At 34.6% G+C, this 14,440-nt stretch carries 12 protein-coding genes; 8 read left to right on the plus strand and 4 right to left on the minus strand.

Annotated features, from left to right (window positions below; all coding sequences use genetic code 11):
- Window positions 1-559: 559 nt before the first annotated feature.
- Window positions 560-1,516, minus strand: coding sequence for a D-2-hydroxyacid dehydrogenase (locus tag VB248_RS05425; RefSeq protein ID WP_323295727.1), 957 nt, complete (start codon window positions 1,514-1,516; stop codon window positions 560-562).
- A gap of 43 nt (window positions 1,517-1,559) precedes the next feature.
- Window positions 1,560-2,540 (minus strand): lipid A deacylase LpxR family protein, encoded by a 981-nt coding sequence (locus VB248_RS05430; RefSeq protein WP_323295728.1) that lies wholly within the window; start codon window positions 2,538-2,540, stop codon window positions 1,560-1,562.
- Between the two features lie 432 nt (window positions 2,541-2,972).
- Between VB248_RS05430 and VB248_RS05435 the strand changes: the two genes are divergently transcribed.
- From VB248_RS05435 to VB248_RS05470, 8 genes are all read left to right on the plus strand, one after another.
- Window positions 2,973-3,656, plus strand: a complete 684-nt coding sequence (locus VB248_RS05435; RefSeq protein ID WP_323295729.1) for a recombinase family protein — start codon at window positions 2,973-2,975, stop codon at window positions 3,654-3,656.
- An 84-nt stretch (window positions 3,657-3,740) separates the two neighbouring features.
- Window positions 3,741-4,556, plus strand: coding sequence for an EboA domain-containing protein (locus VB248_RS05440; protein ID WP_323295730.1), 816 nt, complete (start codon window positions 3,741-3,743; stop codon window positions 4,554-4,556).
- A 160-nt stretch (window positions 4,557-4,716) separates the two neighbouring features.
- Window positions 4,717-5,736, plus strand: a complete 1,020-nt coding sequence (locus VB248_RS05445) for a TatD family hydrolase (RefSeq protein ID WP_323295731.1) — start codon at window positions 4,717-4,719, stop codon at window positions 5,734-5,736.
- A 3-nt stretch (window positions 5,737-5,739) separates the two neighbouring features.
- Complete coding sequence (gene eboC, locus VB248_RS05450) at window positions 5,740-6,621, plus strand: UbiA-like protein EboC (RefSeq protein ID WP_323295732.1); 882 nt, start codon at window positions 5,740-5,742, stop codon at window positions 6,619-6,621.
- Window positions 6,622-6,653: 32 nt separating this feature from the next.
- Window positions 6,654-7,811 (plus strand): 3-dehydroquinate synthase, encoded by a 1,158-nt coding sequence (locus tag VB248_RS05455; protein WP_323295733.1) that lies wholly within the window; start codon window positions 6,654-6,656, stop codon window positions 7,809-7,811.
- A 3-nt stretch (window positions 7,812-7,814) separates the two neighbouring features.
- Complete coding sequence (gene eboE, locus VB248_RS05460) at window positions 7,815-9,026, plus strand: metabolite traffic protein EboE (RefSeq protein ID WP_323295734.1); 1,212 nt, start codon at window positions 7,815-7,817, stop codon at window positions 9,024-9,026.
- Window positions 9,027-9,222: 196 nt separating this feature from the next.
- On the plus strand, window positions 9,223-10,605 hold the full coding sequence (locus tag VB248_RS05465) for an alkaline phosphatase family protein (protein WP_323295735.1): 1,383 nt from the start codon (window positions 9,223-9,225) through the stop codon (window positions 10,603-10,605).
- 79 nt (window positions 10,606-10,684) lie between these two features.
- Window positions 10,685-11,668, plus strand: coding sequence for a PDDEXK nuclease domain-containing protein (locus tag VB248_RS05470; RefSeq protein ID WP_323295736.1), 984 nt, complete (start codon window positions 10,685-10,687; stop codon window positions 11,666-11,668).
- 159 nt (window positions 11,669-11,827) lie between these two features.
- Here VB248_RS05470 and VB248_RS05475 read toward each other — a convergent pair whose 3' ends face one another.
- A complete protein-coding gene (locus VB248_RS05475; RefSeq protein ID WP_323295737.1) occupies window positions 11,828-13,147 on the minus strand; it encodes a formylglycine-generating enzyme family protein in 1,320 nt (439 codons plus the stop codon).
- Window positions 13,148-13,189: 42 nt separating this feature from the next.
- The gene (locus VB248_RS05480; RefSeq protein WP_323295738.1) at window positions 13,190-14,395 is read right to left on the minus strand and encodes a caspase family protein; all 1,206 of its coding nucleotides are present in this window, start codon (window positions 14,393-14,395) and stop codon (window positions 13,190-13,192) included.
- Window positions 14,396-14,440 lie beyond the last annotated feature (45 nt).

Here is a 14,440-nt window from a genome sequence, read left to right on the forward strand (position 1 = left end):
CAAAGTTATTAATTTTATTGAAATATAAATGATGCTTTTGTACTTGTTGGAGAAAAAAAATACAGCCAATTTATTAGCTACTCGGATTCTTAATTTTATCCTGTTTTTATATTGAATAAAAAATGATGATATGTGAAATAGATTGGTGTTAATCGAAGAGTTTTTTTTTATGATTTTTTGCGAAAGCGAATTTATAATACTCAAAAAAACTGGTAATATTTTACATGAAAATTTAAGTGAAATTAGTGAAAGCAAAATTTTGTTGATTATTGCAGTTAAAATATCCTGTTTTTGGCATTTCAATTTTTAGCTACTCAAAAGCAATATTCACGATGAGTAGCTAAAAAAATATTTTGCTGATTTTGCTTAAAACTTAATGTCAGTATTTTAAAACAGTTATTTACTGAAAAACTGGAAAATGTACAATTTTCTGGAGACGATGCAGACAAAGTAATTTTATTATTCTTCCAAGAAGTTGAAAATGATTTACTACCATTTTCAGTCAGAACTCTTAATGCTAACTTATACTTTATACGTTTGAATGAGTTTGATATTTTCTTTAATTAACTATATTTTTAGGTGTTCCTTTGTAAAAATATTGAATGTTTTCAATCGCCATGTTGAGCAATCTTTCTCTGGCTTCTTTAGTTGCCCACGCAATGTGTGGCGTAATGATACAATTTTTTGCTGAAAACAAAGGATTATCTTTTGAAGGTGGTTCTACTGGAAGTACATCAATAGCAGCACCTGCGATTATCCCTTTGTTGAGTGCTTCAGCGAGGTCGGCATCTACGACTATTGGGCCACGAGAAGTATTAATCAAAAAGGCTGACGACTTCATTTTTAATAAGTTACTGGTATTGATTAAGCCTTCGGTTTCTTTTGTCAGCGGACAATGAATACTGATGATGTCGGATTTTTCTAATATTTCTGAAATACTTGCCCATTGAAAATTCTTTCTGTGCGATTGCTCAGTTGGGTTTCTACTGTTTCCAAGTACATTCATGCCAAAAGCCGTAGCCACATCAGCCACTTTCTGACCGATTGTACCGAAGCCAATAATGCCAATAGTTTTTCCTGCTAATTCTATTAAAGGAAAATTCCAGTAACAAAAATCTTTTGATTCTGCCCATTTCCCTGCAAAAACTGAGTCGCTATGTGCTTGAACGTGTTGTGTCAATTCTAAAATCAATGCAAAAGTCATTTGTACCACCGAATCTGTACCGTAGGCTGGAATATTCGTTACGGCAATTCCTTGTTTTTGGGCTGCTTCAATATCCACAACATTATATCCAGTAGCCAATACTCCAATATATTTTAATGATTTTAATTGTGTAATAACGTCGGCTCGCAAAGGAGTTTTATTGGTTAGCAATATTTCCGCATCCTGCGAACGCTCTAAAATTTCATCTTGCGTAGTTCTATCATAAATCACTACATCACCTAATGAGTACAAATTGTCCCAGCTTAAATCTCCCGGATTTAGCGTAAATCCATCTAAAACTACAATTTTCATCTTAATATATTACTATTTTTAATTGGTATTCGGGTTAATTGATTTACCAATTGTAATATAGCGAAAGATTGCCAACACTATGGCGATATAAACCTTTTTTATAGGCACTCGCAACTTTTTGTGTATAAGAAATCCCGAAATTTCCTTTTGTGATTACTGCTCCATACGATACTTCAGCAAACCAGTTGCGTATGTTATTTTCAAAAACAGCCGTTGAGGAGTTTTTAAGTTCGCCGTTCATCAATCTGTTCGTGACGATGAATGAGCCTTCTGGTCGAACGGTAAAATAGGCTTGGAATTTTTTGAAACGTTGTGATTTACTTCCATACTGATTCAAATATCCCTGAAAATATGGACTAAATTTCCCGATTCTTAGCATTGGGTAAAGCGTTACTGAATTTAACATATTGCCGACAGTCGCCCTACCTCCTATCATCACTTCCAGAAATTTTCGGTAGTGAAAGATTTCTTTTTCTGCCGTGAAATTTACATTGAAAAGTACAGCATTGGCTAATTGATTATCCCAACCTCTTGGTGTTCTATCGTTGATAAGCTTATGAACAAATATTTGTGTTCGTTTAGCCATTGCCGCAGGCCCTCTCACTCCTGCAATTACCTCAGTTTGAAAATCATATTTTTTTTCAGGATTATACGAATACAAAGTATGCGAAACATACAATGAACCTGCAAAAGGATAATCGTTTGGTTGAAATTCAGTTTTGGTAATGTCTCTTGGCGTTACCATCAATTGCGTTAATCCCCAACCAAAAACATTTATTGTACTGTCACCTGCTTTAGGAAGGAGTTTATCAATAAAAAATTTCGATTCATGTTTTTTGGTATAAAATAAATCGAACCTTGTTCCATTGCTGTACGCTTCGTCTGTACCGATACCACGGATATTAAAAAAGTCGTTGTCTTCGTACAATCTAAACAAGAAACGAGGTTCAGTTTTTTGTGCGAGCAAAATATTCGGAAAAGTAAGTAAAATAATAGCTTTTAAAATTTGGGTAATTTTTTTCATAACGATTAATTTTTTGATGCGATACTTCTACAATTTTGAGAATTGAAGAAATTAAAGCATTTACATAAAGCAATACATGTTGATTAAGTAAAAGATTATAACACAATAATCATTTTTGAAAAAAGAAAATTCATTTCCATTAAAAAATTGACAAAATGCCCATAGAAAATGACAAAATTCTTGATCTGTTTAAAATCTATAAGGGTCGTATTAGATTTTAAACAATAGCAATTATCTTTGTGAAGACAGAAGAATGGTTTTGAAAAGTGGCTGAGAATCGAATAATCCTGAACGCAATTACAGATTTTTACAAATACACGATTCTCAGAGGCTTTAATTCTGTCAAAAATGAATTTAATGTTTTGATTTTTAATGTTTTAAAAGAAAAATCAAAACGAAAACACTGCTATAAAAACTAAAAATTTTTAACCAATGAAAAAATATGTTAGTTATTTAAGAGTTTCTACAAAAGGGCAGGAGCGTTCGGGTTTAGGTTTGGAGGCTCAAAGAGCCATTATTGAACATTATGCCAAAATTGATGAAGCTGAAATTGAGCATGAATTTATAGAAGCTGTCAGCGGAAAAGATATTGAAAATCGTCCGAAATTGATGGAAGCCATAAAATTATGTAATGAAAAAAAATATACTTTTATCGTAGCCAAATTAGACCGATTGAGCCGTGATATCGAACATATTTTTAAATTGAAAAAACTGCTTGGCGATAATTTTAAAAGTTGTGATTTGCCTGATACTGATACAGTTACGCTTGGAATTTATGCGATTTTTGCTCAAAGAGAAAGAGAAATTATCAGTATCAGAACAAAAGTAGCCTTAGAAGCTAAGAAAAAAAGAGGCGAAAAAATGGGCAATCCGCAGTACTTTACCCAAGAAACACGTGAGCTTGGTGGAAAAATGCAAAGAGAAAAAGCCATTAGAAATGTCAATAACAAAATGGCAAGTGGTATGATAGCTCGCTACAATCGTGAGGAATATACTTTAGAGGCCATTGCACAAGAACTCAATAATTTCGGTTTCAGAACCGTTAAAGGTAAACTGTTCAATCGTTCGACGGTGTGGTATTTACTAAAGAGACAAAAAGAGATAAATGCGATATAAACAATGACTTTTATTAAGTTAAATTTCAAACACAGTCCTTACCTTTGATAATTATTATTTTTTATCCCTAAGACAACAAAAATTGTGAGTATAAACAGTAAACTTTTAAGCATAATCCAAGATAATGCTACTGAAAAAGAGTTCAATTGGATTTTAAGTAAAGCAACAGGCGAAAATAAAAATATCTTAATTGCCTTTGTTGCAGCACCAAGATATGTTTCAAAAAAAACGATTGAGGTAGATTTAGGCGAAGAAAATATTTTGCATACTTGGTCACTTGATAGACTGGTGAGAGTTTTCTTAATCTTATCGTTTAAATCGGATTCAGAAGAAGCTTACTTCAAGAGTATCAACGCCCTTTTTGATACTGCCGAAATCAACGAAGCCGTAGCACTTTATTCAGCTTTGCCCTATTTGTCTTTTTCTGAAAAATGGATATATAGAGCCACCGAAGCGGTTCGCTCGAACATCGGTTTAATTTTCGACTCTTTGACATTTAGAAATACTTTTCCAGCTACATATTTTACAGAAGCAGAATGGAATCAATTAGTATTAAAATGTATTTTTAATGATAAACCGATTCATTTAATTAATGGTTTAGCCGAAAGAGCTAACCAGAAATTAGCTGATACACTTTCAGATTTTGCTCATGAACGTTGGGCTGCTGGTCGCTCTGTACCTGCACAAGTTTGGCGATTAGTAACTCACTTTTTGAATGAAGAAATTTTGAAAGACATCGAAAAATTGTTACAAACAGATAATTCTGAAAATCAAATAGCTGCTATTTTAGTTTGTAAAGAGACCACTTATGAACCAGCTAAAGCATTGTTAATCAAGTATGTTTCTATTATTAATGACTTGGGAGAAGACAATATTACTTGGAAAAAATTGGAAAAGTAGGAGAGAAGCTACTCAATTCTCCGATAATAAAGGATATATAAATAAGTAATTTATTTGAAATTTAGGGTAATAAAACCTCACCGCAGCGGTGGCCGCCCCCAACCCCCTCTCCATTTGGAGAGGGGGTTGGGGGTGAGGTTACCCATTAGCCACTAAAAAAATGTGTCAAAAACATAATGAAATAGCCCAAAATCCTTCTCACTTTGAAGGAACAGCCGAAGAATTGGCAACGGCAACGAATGTGCAAGTAAATTTTATGGATTATATCAAAGACATGAAATTTTTTGACCCGCACATTCACATGACTTCACGCACTACCGACGACTACCAAGCCTTAGCAGATGCTGGCGTTGTGGCAATTATTGAACCTGCATTTTGGCTTGGTCAACCACGTACTGGGCTTTCGACTTTCAAAGATTATTACAGTAGTTTGATTGGCTGGGAGCGTTTTCGTTCTTCTCAGTTTGGTATTAAACATTACTGCACTATTGGTTTGAACTCTCGTGAAGCCAATAACGAAGCTCTTGCCGAAGAAGTAATGGAAATTTTACCATTATATTTATACAAAGAAGGTGTAGTAGGTGTTGGTGAAATCGGTTTTGACGACCAAACTGCTGCCGAAGAAAAGTATTATCGTTTACAATTAGAGTTAGCCAAAGAAGCAGGTTTACCAGTACAAGTACACACTCCGCACCGTGACAAGAAAAAAGGAACAGAAAGAAGTATGGCAATAGCCCTTGAACATGGTATCGACCCACAAATGGTTATCATCGACCATAACAATGAGGAAACTGTAAAAAGTGTTTTAGATCAAGGTTTTTATGCGGCTTTTACCATTTATCCATTTACCAAAATGGGTAATGAACGCATGGTAGAAGTAGTAAAACAATACGGTTCTGAAAGAATTATGATTAATTCAGCTGCCGATTGGGGTATCAGTGACCCATTAGCAATACCCAAAACAGCCGCTTTGATGAAAATTAAAGGAATTTCAGATCATGATATTCGTTTAGTTACTTATCAAAATGCGATTGATGCTTTTGCACAAAGCGGACAAATCAATGTGGAAGATTTTGAAAACCCACAAGAAATTGACCAAACTTTAAAATATAATGGCAACACGATTTTGAGAGGTGGACAACAGCCAAGAATTGATAAAAATGCCTTAATCATTCGTTAAATTTTGAATATAAAAGCATACTTCCAACTGCTAAGACCTGCCAATATTGTAACATCCGTAGCGGATATTTTCGCAGGAATTTCTATCGCAGGCTTTACTTTTTCAACAGACATCGACAGTATCAAAACAGTCATTTTACTTTCCATCGCCACTAAAGGTTTATACGGCGGTGGAATTGTATTTAATGATGTTTTTGATGCCGAATTAGATGCCATCGAACGACCCGAACGACCAATTCCAAGCGGAAAAGTGAGTAAAACAAATGCTACCTTATGGGGTAGCTTTTGGCTTTTAATGGGTATTGTAGCCGCATTTTTCAACAGTACTCAAAGCGGAATTATTGCCATTGTGGTGGCTATTTTAGCTTTAGTTTATAATCGTTTCGGAAAGCATCATAATATTTTAGGCCCAATTAATATGGGACTTTGTAGAGGTGGAAATCTCATTTTGGGAATGTCAGCCGTGGCAACTGCACCAGCTTCTTTGTGGTGGTTGGGCATTATTCCAGTAATTTACATTGCTGCTATTACGATGGTTAGCCGTGGAGAAGTACATGGAGGTAGTCAAAAAACTTTATATTTTGCAGGATTTTTATACGCTTTTGTCAGTATTTCTCAGCTACTTTTTGCTTATCAGTTAGGATACTTTTTATTCGCAATTGGCTTTGTGATATTGCATATTTATTTGATTTTCAAACCATTAATTACAGCCATTACAAATCCAATTGGGCCAAATATTGGCAAAGCGGTAAAGGCGGGAGTACTCTCACTTATCGTGATGGACGCTGCTTGGGTAAGTGTTTCAGGAAACTGGATACTGGCTTTATGTGTTTTAGCTTTATTACCACTTTCAATGAAGTTGGCGAAGATTTTCGCTGTTACTTAATTTTAATAAATTCGATTTTACTCTTACAATAAATGTCTCAGATTCAGCAAAGCTTTCAGGTTCAGTTTTCGTATAATATTTTATTTACCGAAAATCTTTTCGCTCCTGAAAATACTACATTCATTACTTTCTTAAACAATTTTGGCAACCATTATGGGGCAAACCAATTTCGTAAGAAAATCTTATTTGTCATCGACGAAGGCGTTGCCGAACATCACCAATATCTACAAGAAGCTATCAAAAATTACTTCGCCAATCAGGAAGAAATTGAATTAGTAGCTGATATTTTAGTTTTACCGGGTGGCGAACAAGTAAAAAATGATGGACAATATTTAGAAAAAACACTTCAAGCCATTGATACTTATGGTATCGACCGCCACTCTTTTGTGGCAGCGATTGGTGGTGGAGCATTTTTAGACATGACGGGCTACGCTTCTGCCATTGCACATCGTGGCGTAAAACATATTCGTATTCCTACGACAGTACTTTCACAAAATGACTCTGGCGTTGGTGTAAAAAATGGCGTAAATTACTTCGGGAAAAAGAATTTCCTTGGCACTTTTGCCCCGCCAGTTGCGGTTTTTAACGACAGTACTTTCTTGAAGACTTTGAGCGACAGAGATTGGCGTTCGGGTATTGCTGAAGCGGTTAAAGTAGCCTTAATCAAAGACTTAGCTTTCTTTGAATGGCTTGAAAACAAATCAGTTTTGCTGGCACATCGTGACGAAGAGTCGATGAACGAGCAAATTTTCCGTTGTGCAGAATTACACGTTCAACATATTTCAAGTGGCGACCCTTTTGAAAGTGGTTCTGCTCGTCCTTTAGATTTTGGTCACTGGGCGGCCCATAAATTAGAATATCTTACCAATTTTGAAATTCGTCATGGCGAAGCCGTTGCCATCGGTATCGCTTTAGATTGTGCTTATTCCTTCTTAAAAGGAATGATTTCGGAAGATGCTTTAGATAGAATTTTATTAGTTTTAGAAAATCTGGGCTTCGATTTGTATCATCCAGCTTTAGCCGAAAACGACAAAATCAATCTTTGGAAAGGCTTGAACGAATTCCGTGAACACTTAGGCGGTCGCTTGACCATTACTTTATTAGAAGGACTTGGTAAAGGCATTGAAGTACACGAAATTGATTTTGAATTGGTAAAACAAGCCGTAGATTATCTCGAAAAACGCTCATAAATTATGAAAACCCCATTCGGACTTTTAACATATTGTAGTAATATTCATCCTGGAGAAGATTGGAAACATCATTTTTCAGTACTTCAAAGTAGCATTCCTGAAATTAAAAATTCAGTTAGCAAAGACGTTCCGATGGGAATTGGTTTGCGTTTGGCGAATCAAGCAAGTATAGATTTGTCGGAAACCGCTAATTTTGAAGTCTTTCAAAATTGGTTGTCAGCAAACGATTGTTACGTTTTTACGATGAATGGTTTTCCTTATGGCGGTTTTCATGATGTAATCGTAAAAGACCAAGTACACGCACCCGACTGGACGACCGACGATAGAGTACAATATACTATCCGAATGTTTAAGCTTTTGGCGAAATTATTACCAGCCGATATGCAAGAAGGAGGCATTTCTACTTCGCCGCTCTCGTACCGTTTTTGGTGGAAAGCCGAAAGTGAAAATCCTTTAGAAACACTTCATCATGCCACTACTTTAGCGACACAAAATATGCTTTTAGTGCTTGACGAACTAATCACCATCAAAGAAGCAACGGGTAAAGTTTTACATTTGGACATCGAACCAGAACCTGATGGAATTTTAGAAAATTCTACGGAATTTATCACTTGGTACGAAGATTATTTAAGACCAATTGCTATTGAATACTTTGCTAAAAAAGGCATTTCAACCGACGAAACATTGGCGATTTTGCATACACATATTCAATTATGTTATGATGTTTGTCACTTTGCAGTAAGCTATGAAAAACCAGAAATTGTGGTAGAGAAATTAGCAAAAGCTAATATTGCAGTCGGCAAAATTCAGATTAGTTCTGCTATAAAAGTTGACTTTACAAATGATGCTGAGACAAAATTAAAAGCCATCGCTCAATACGATGAAGCCAGTTATTTGCACCAAGTAATTGCCAGAAAAGCAGATGGAACTTTTGAAAAATATCAAGATTTAAACCTTGCCATTGAAGACTATCAAGTAGGCAAACATGAAGAATGGCGAGTGCATTTTCACGTTCCTTTGTTTATAGAACAATACGGCGAACTTTCATCAACACAATCTGATATTGTAGATACGATTGCGATTCATAAACAAAAGCCATTTACGAATCATTTAGAAATTGAAACTTATACTTGGGGTGTTTTACCGCCAGAAGTACAAGTACCACTAAATGAATCAATTGCCCGTGAAGTTACTTGGGTGAAAAAATTGCTTTAGTGTTTAGCTATGAGCCTTGAGCAATTAGCTTTGAGTTTTTATTGTTTATGATGAATAATTACTGATGGCATGACTTCAAGTCATGCCATCAGTAAACACAATAAATAAAACTCACAGCTCATTATTCGAAGCTCTCAGCTATAAAACTTATTTAAAACAAAAAGCTCACGGCTCAGAGCTTAAAGCTAACAGCTATATGAAAAAAACAGTAGTGATAGATGTCGTTGGTTTAAGCACAAGCGTCATCGGAGAATATACTCCATTCATCAAAAAATACCTTTCAGAACATCAACTTACCCATATCAAACCCGTTTTCCCTGCTGTTACCACTACTTCACAAAGTTGTTATGTAACAGGGAAATTCCCTGATATTCACGGAATTGTAGGAAATGGCTGGTATGACCGTGAAGATAACGAACATAAATTTTGGAAGCAGTCGAACAAGATTGTAAAAGCAGAAAAAATTTGGGAAGCAGCCAAACGTAAAAATCCCAATTTCACCTGTTCCAAAATGTTTTGGTGGTATAATATGTACTCATCGGCAGATTATACCGTTACTCCGAGACCGCAATATCACGCTGATGGCGTAAAAGCTCCCGACTGCTATTCGCAACCAGCAGATTTACGAGATAAACTTCAAGCAGATTTAGGGACATTTCCATTATTTAGTTTTTGGGGACCCAATGCCAATATCAAATCTTCAAAATGGATTGCAGATGCTTCTGTTTGGGTAGATAAGGCTCATGACCCAACGCTTACTTTGATTTATTTGCCTCATTTAGATTACTGTTTACAAAAATTTGGGGTCGATTTTTCTAAAATTCATAAAGAATTAGGCGAAGTAGATAAATTGGTTGAGGATTTGGTGAATCATTATAAGGCACAAGATGCCAACATCATTATTTTATCAGAGTATGGCATTAATACGGTGAGTAATCCTGTTCATATCAATAGAATTTTACGTGAAAATGGATTGATTGCTGTCCGAGTTGAACGTGATTATGAATTATTAGATGCAGGAATTTCAAAAGCTTTTGCCATTGCTGACCATCAAATTGCCCATATTTATATCAATGACCCAAGCGAAAAAGCAAGAGTAAAGAGTATTTTAGAAAATACCAAAGGCATAGCTTTAGTCTTGGATGAAGAGGGTAAAAAAGAACATCATCTCAACCACGAACGTTCTGGAGATTTAGTAGTTATGGCGGATGCAGATAGCTGGTTTACTTATTATTATTGGTTAGACGATGCCAAAGCTCCCGATTATGCTCGCTTAGTGGACATCCACAGAAAACCTGGTTACGATCCAGTTGAGATGTTTATGAATCCAGCCAATCCATTTATCAAGTTGCGAGCTGCCTATAAATTAGCTCGTAAATTATTAGGATTCAGGTATTTAATGGACGTAATTCCTTTAGATGCCACTTTAGTAAAAGGCTCTCATGGAGGTATCAACATCAGTAAAGAATACTACCCAATACTAATTTCAGACCAGAAAATTGGTGACGGAGAAATTATCGCTACGGATGTTTATGATGTGATTTGGAAGGCTTTGTTTGGAGGAGAAGTAACAGAATAATATTTTCAATCATTTATTTGTTTAACTGTTCCATAACTTTTATTTTGCTAAAGCAAGAAAAATTTAGCTCTAAAACATCATGGAATTAATAAACACTACACTCATTAGCCAAATCAAGGCTGTAATTTTTGCTTCTCAAGAGCGAGCCATTCGTGCAGTTGACCACGAACGTACAATGATGTATTGGCACATTGGCAAATATATTTTTGAAGAAGAACAACAAGGAAAAGACCGTGCAGAGTACGGCAAATATCTTCTTAAATACCTTTCTCAGCAATTAGAACCTGAATTTGGTTCTGGCTACGGCATCAGACAGTTAGAACGTTGTAGAAAATTTTATAGACAATTTCCAATTGCGTCCGCACTGCGGACGCAATTGAACTGGACGCAATATAAGCTTCTCATTTCAATTGAAGACTCCGACAAAAGAGAGTTTTATATCGCTGAAAGTATCAAAAATCATTGGACTTCTCGCCAAATGGAAAGACAAATTAATAGTCTTTTATATGAAAGATTATTGATGAGTAACGATAAAGAAAGCGTTTTGGCAGTTGCCCGTGGTGAAAAACAAGTATCCGAAGTAAAAGAGATTGTAAAAGACCCGATGTTTCTGGAGTTTTTAGGCTTGAAACGTGAAAGTAGCTATTACGAAAAGGATTTAGAACAAGCCATTATCACACATTTACAGGATTTTTTATTAGAGATGGGTAATGGTTTTTCATTCGTAGCACGTCAGAAAAGAATTTTACTGGAAGACGATGAGTTTTTTGTGGATTTAGTTTTTTATAATCGCCTATTACAATGTTTTGTGATTATCGAAATCAAAACACATAAATTAACCCACCAAGACGTAGGTCAATTACAGATGTATGTCAATTATTATGACAGAATAGAAAAACTTCCTCATGAAAATCCTACCATTGGTATTTTGTTGTGTACAGATAAAAATGATACAGTAGTAAAATTTAGTTTGCCCGAAAACGAAAAGCAAATCGTAGCAAGTAAATACGAATTAGTATTGCCGACTGAAAAACAATTAGTTGAAGCGATTTCTAAGATGTGATAAAGTCCATCATTTAATAATATTTCTGCTGTTACTTATGAGAAATCGACATTAAGCCAAATTGAACCTTCAATTTGGCTTAATGTAATAAAATTGTTAGATAGAGCCAAAATAAAGGTTAGAGTTTGTACATAGTTATTTTAAATACTTAAAACTGTCTCATTTTGAATATGCTACTCGAAACCCAATATTATAGTATCTAACAGTTGGTTCAATGGCAGCTCTATTTGAATTTCTACTAAACTTTGGTTCCCAGTTCCATCCACCACCTCTGTAAACTTTATAAACGTCTACGCTTTTATTAATAGGATTATTAATGGGGCTAATTTTATAATAATCTGAGCTATACCAGTCGAAACACCATTCATTAACATTCCCTGTCATATCATTGATGCCTAATTCATTTCCACTCAATAAACCAACTTCATGAATTTGATTATCACTGTTGATTGTGTACCATGCTACTTTATTTATATCATTGCTCCCTGAGTAGAGATAGCCTTTGCTTTTATTTCCACCTCTGGCGGCAAACTCCCATTCTGCTTCTGTCGGTAAGCGATATGATTTTCCTGTTAATTTATTAAGTTTACTCAAAAACTCTTGAGCGTCATCCCATGAAACTTGTTCGACAGGACAATTATCACAAAACTTTGAAAAATAGCTTGGATTTGACCCCATAACTGCAAACCATTGGGATTGAGTAATCTCATATTTTCCTATGTAGAAGTCACTTAATATGACATTATGAACAGGCAATTCAATAAATAAAGTATCAGGGTCAGTCCCACCCATATTAAAAGCCCCACCTTCAACAAAAATCGTTGGAATAACTAACTTTGTAGGTATGTTGTAAGTATATTGATTTTGGAGATCATAAGTAAGGTTGCATTTATTTGTGATTTGAGCTTTAACTATAAGACTTCCATCGGTAGTTAATGTTGGTGATTTGATTGAAAAAGGACTATTCCTTTGAATGTCACTTTTATATATTTCTGTCCCATCTTTAGAAATTAACCAAACAACTGATACTATATCTTGTAGATTACCATCAATTGCTAAATCTAAATCAAGTGGAGTGGATGATGAGGATGTAGCTAAAATACCTGTTGGTTTAATGCAGCTACTTACAATATAACTTTTTGTTGACAAATCAGTACTTGTACCACAACTTGTAGTGATTTTGCAATTAATCGAATATGTTCCATCTTTACTAAGTGTTGTTGTAGGAGATAACTCGCTACTTGAAAAAATTTCTGAACCGTTTTCTGAAATTTTCCAAGCTACATTGGAAACATCTGAGCTACTCCCACCAATAGATAAAGCAATTTTAGATAAATTACTGCTCTCAGGATTTGTTACAATGATGTTACTTGGGAAAGTACATTGTTTTATTGATTTACTCGTAACTACTGGCAATTCTAAGCTACATGCTGTACCTAAAAATGCAAGAATTAGACATATATAATTTCTTTTGGACATTTTCTGAAAATTTTGATTGGTTGTTAGAAGGTAATTCAAATCTCAAAATTTATGGGTAAAAACAAACCCTAAAGAAGTATTAGAAATGGATGGTCTTAAAATAGTTTTTCTGGTTGGAACTTTAACTTTTGTTGTTAGTAAAAAAAGTTCATATCCAAGTGAAAGAATTGACGTTGCAACCATTGCATTAAGCAAAGCAGTTTTCTGAGCTTTCTGAGCATCAGAATATGCAGTATTCCACTTATCTAAATCACTTTGAGAATTAAAATAACCGTTAACAGGAAGCGTTTTATCTAAGGTATTAAACTGTTCCACTTTTGAATCAAAATTGGATTTGATAGAACTGGCAATTATACCTGAGATTATACCAATAGTAGCAACTGAGAGCTTTAAAGTTAATGGATGAGGTTTATATGAAATAACAACAGTGATAGAATCTTTATTTGGTAGTATTGGTTTTGAAATAAAAATAAAGTCTCCTAATAATTTATCATATCTGGCAGGGGATTGCTTTTTATTAGTTTTTAATAGTACGTCTCGTGTCGTTCTATCTAAAATAGTACGAATTCCGATATTGGGAGTTTCTAAATATTTTAATAATGAACCTGTAAACATTCCATTCCTTTCATTTCTATTATCATCCGCTGTACTTCCTTCTTCTGTAGCATAAACAATCATACTTCCTTCTGGATTGTTCGTGGGCATGACTAAGCCATTATGACCTTGTAAGTCTTTCTTACTATCATCACATACCTTTAAATTTGGTAAATTCCGACAAGCATCTAAAAAGAAAAAGCTATTTTTTACTTTTTTTGAAGAGATTTCGGATATAATCAAATTAAGAGAGACTCCATAAACGTCAATATGATCTAAACAATTAATTTTAGCATCTATTGGTAGTAAGTAATTTTTCCCACTATAGCTAACACCATGACCAGAAAAGTAAACTAAGGCTATTGCGGATGTATCAAGCTTATTTGTAAAACTATTAAGAGACTCCTTGATGTCACGATAGTCAGCATTTTTTAAGATTTGAACTTCAAAACCTAAACGTAGCAATGATTCATTTATATCCTCAACATCATTTATTGGGTTTTTTAATGATGAAGCATACTGATAGTCTTTGTTTCCAATTATTAATGCAAATCTTTTCTTTGCACTTATTGGAATAAACGACTTTGTCTGTGATATGCCTTTCAAATTAATAATTGAAAGAAAAGCTAAAAGCAATACTACTTGTTTCTTCATTTTGACATTTCGATGTTTGTTTCTCTTTAATAGATTTAAACATCT

The sequence above is a fragment of the Arcicella rigui genome (assembly GCF_034929435.1).
Classification (GTDB): Bacteria; Bacteroidota; Bacteroidia; order Cytophagales; family Spirosomataceae; genus Arcicella; species Arcicella rigui.

Bases quoted from the DNA above. Each gene is read 5' to 3' on its own strand.
- VB248_RS05425 (WP_323295727.1), bottom strand. From the start codon at position 1,516: ATGAAAATTGTAGTTTTAGATGGATTTACGCTAAATCCGGGAGATTTA.
- VB248_RS05430 (WP_323295728.1), bottom strand. From the start codon at position 2,540: ATGAAAAAAATTACCCAAATTTTAAAAGCTATTATTTTACTTACTTTT.
- VB248_RS05435 (WP_323295729.1), top strand. From the start codon at position 2,973: ATGAAAAAATATGTTAGTTATTTAAGAGTTTCTACAAAAGGGCAGGAG.
- VB248_RS05445 (WP_323295731.1), top strand. From the start codon at position 4,717: ATGTGTCAAAAACATAATGAAATAGCCCAAAATCCTTCTCACTTTGAA.
- VB248_RS05455 (WP_323295733.1), top strand. From the start codon at position 6,654: ATGTCTCAGATTCAGCAAAGCTTTCAGGTTCAGTTTTCGTATAATATT.
- eboE (WP_323295734.1), top strand. From the start codon at position 7,815: ATGAAAACCCCATTCGGACTTTTAACATATTGTAGTAATATTCATCCT.
- VB248_RS05465 (WP_323295735.1), top strand. From the start codon at position 9,223: ATGAAAAAAACAGTAGTGATAGATGTCGTTGGTTTAAGCACAAGCGTC.
- VB248_RS05470 (WP_323295736.1), top strand. From the start codon at position 10,685: ATGGAATTAATAAACACTACACTCATTAGCCAAATCAAGGCTGTAATT.
- VB248_RS05475 (WP_323295737.1), bottom strand. From the start codon at position 13,147: ATGTCCAAAAGAAATTATATATGTCTAATTCTTGCATTTTTAGGTACA.
- VB248_RS05480 (WP_323295738.1), bottom strand. From the start codon at position 14,395: ATGAAGAAACAAGTAGTATTGCTTTTAGCTTTTCTTTCAATTATTAAT.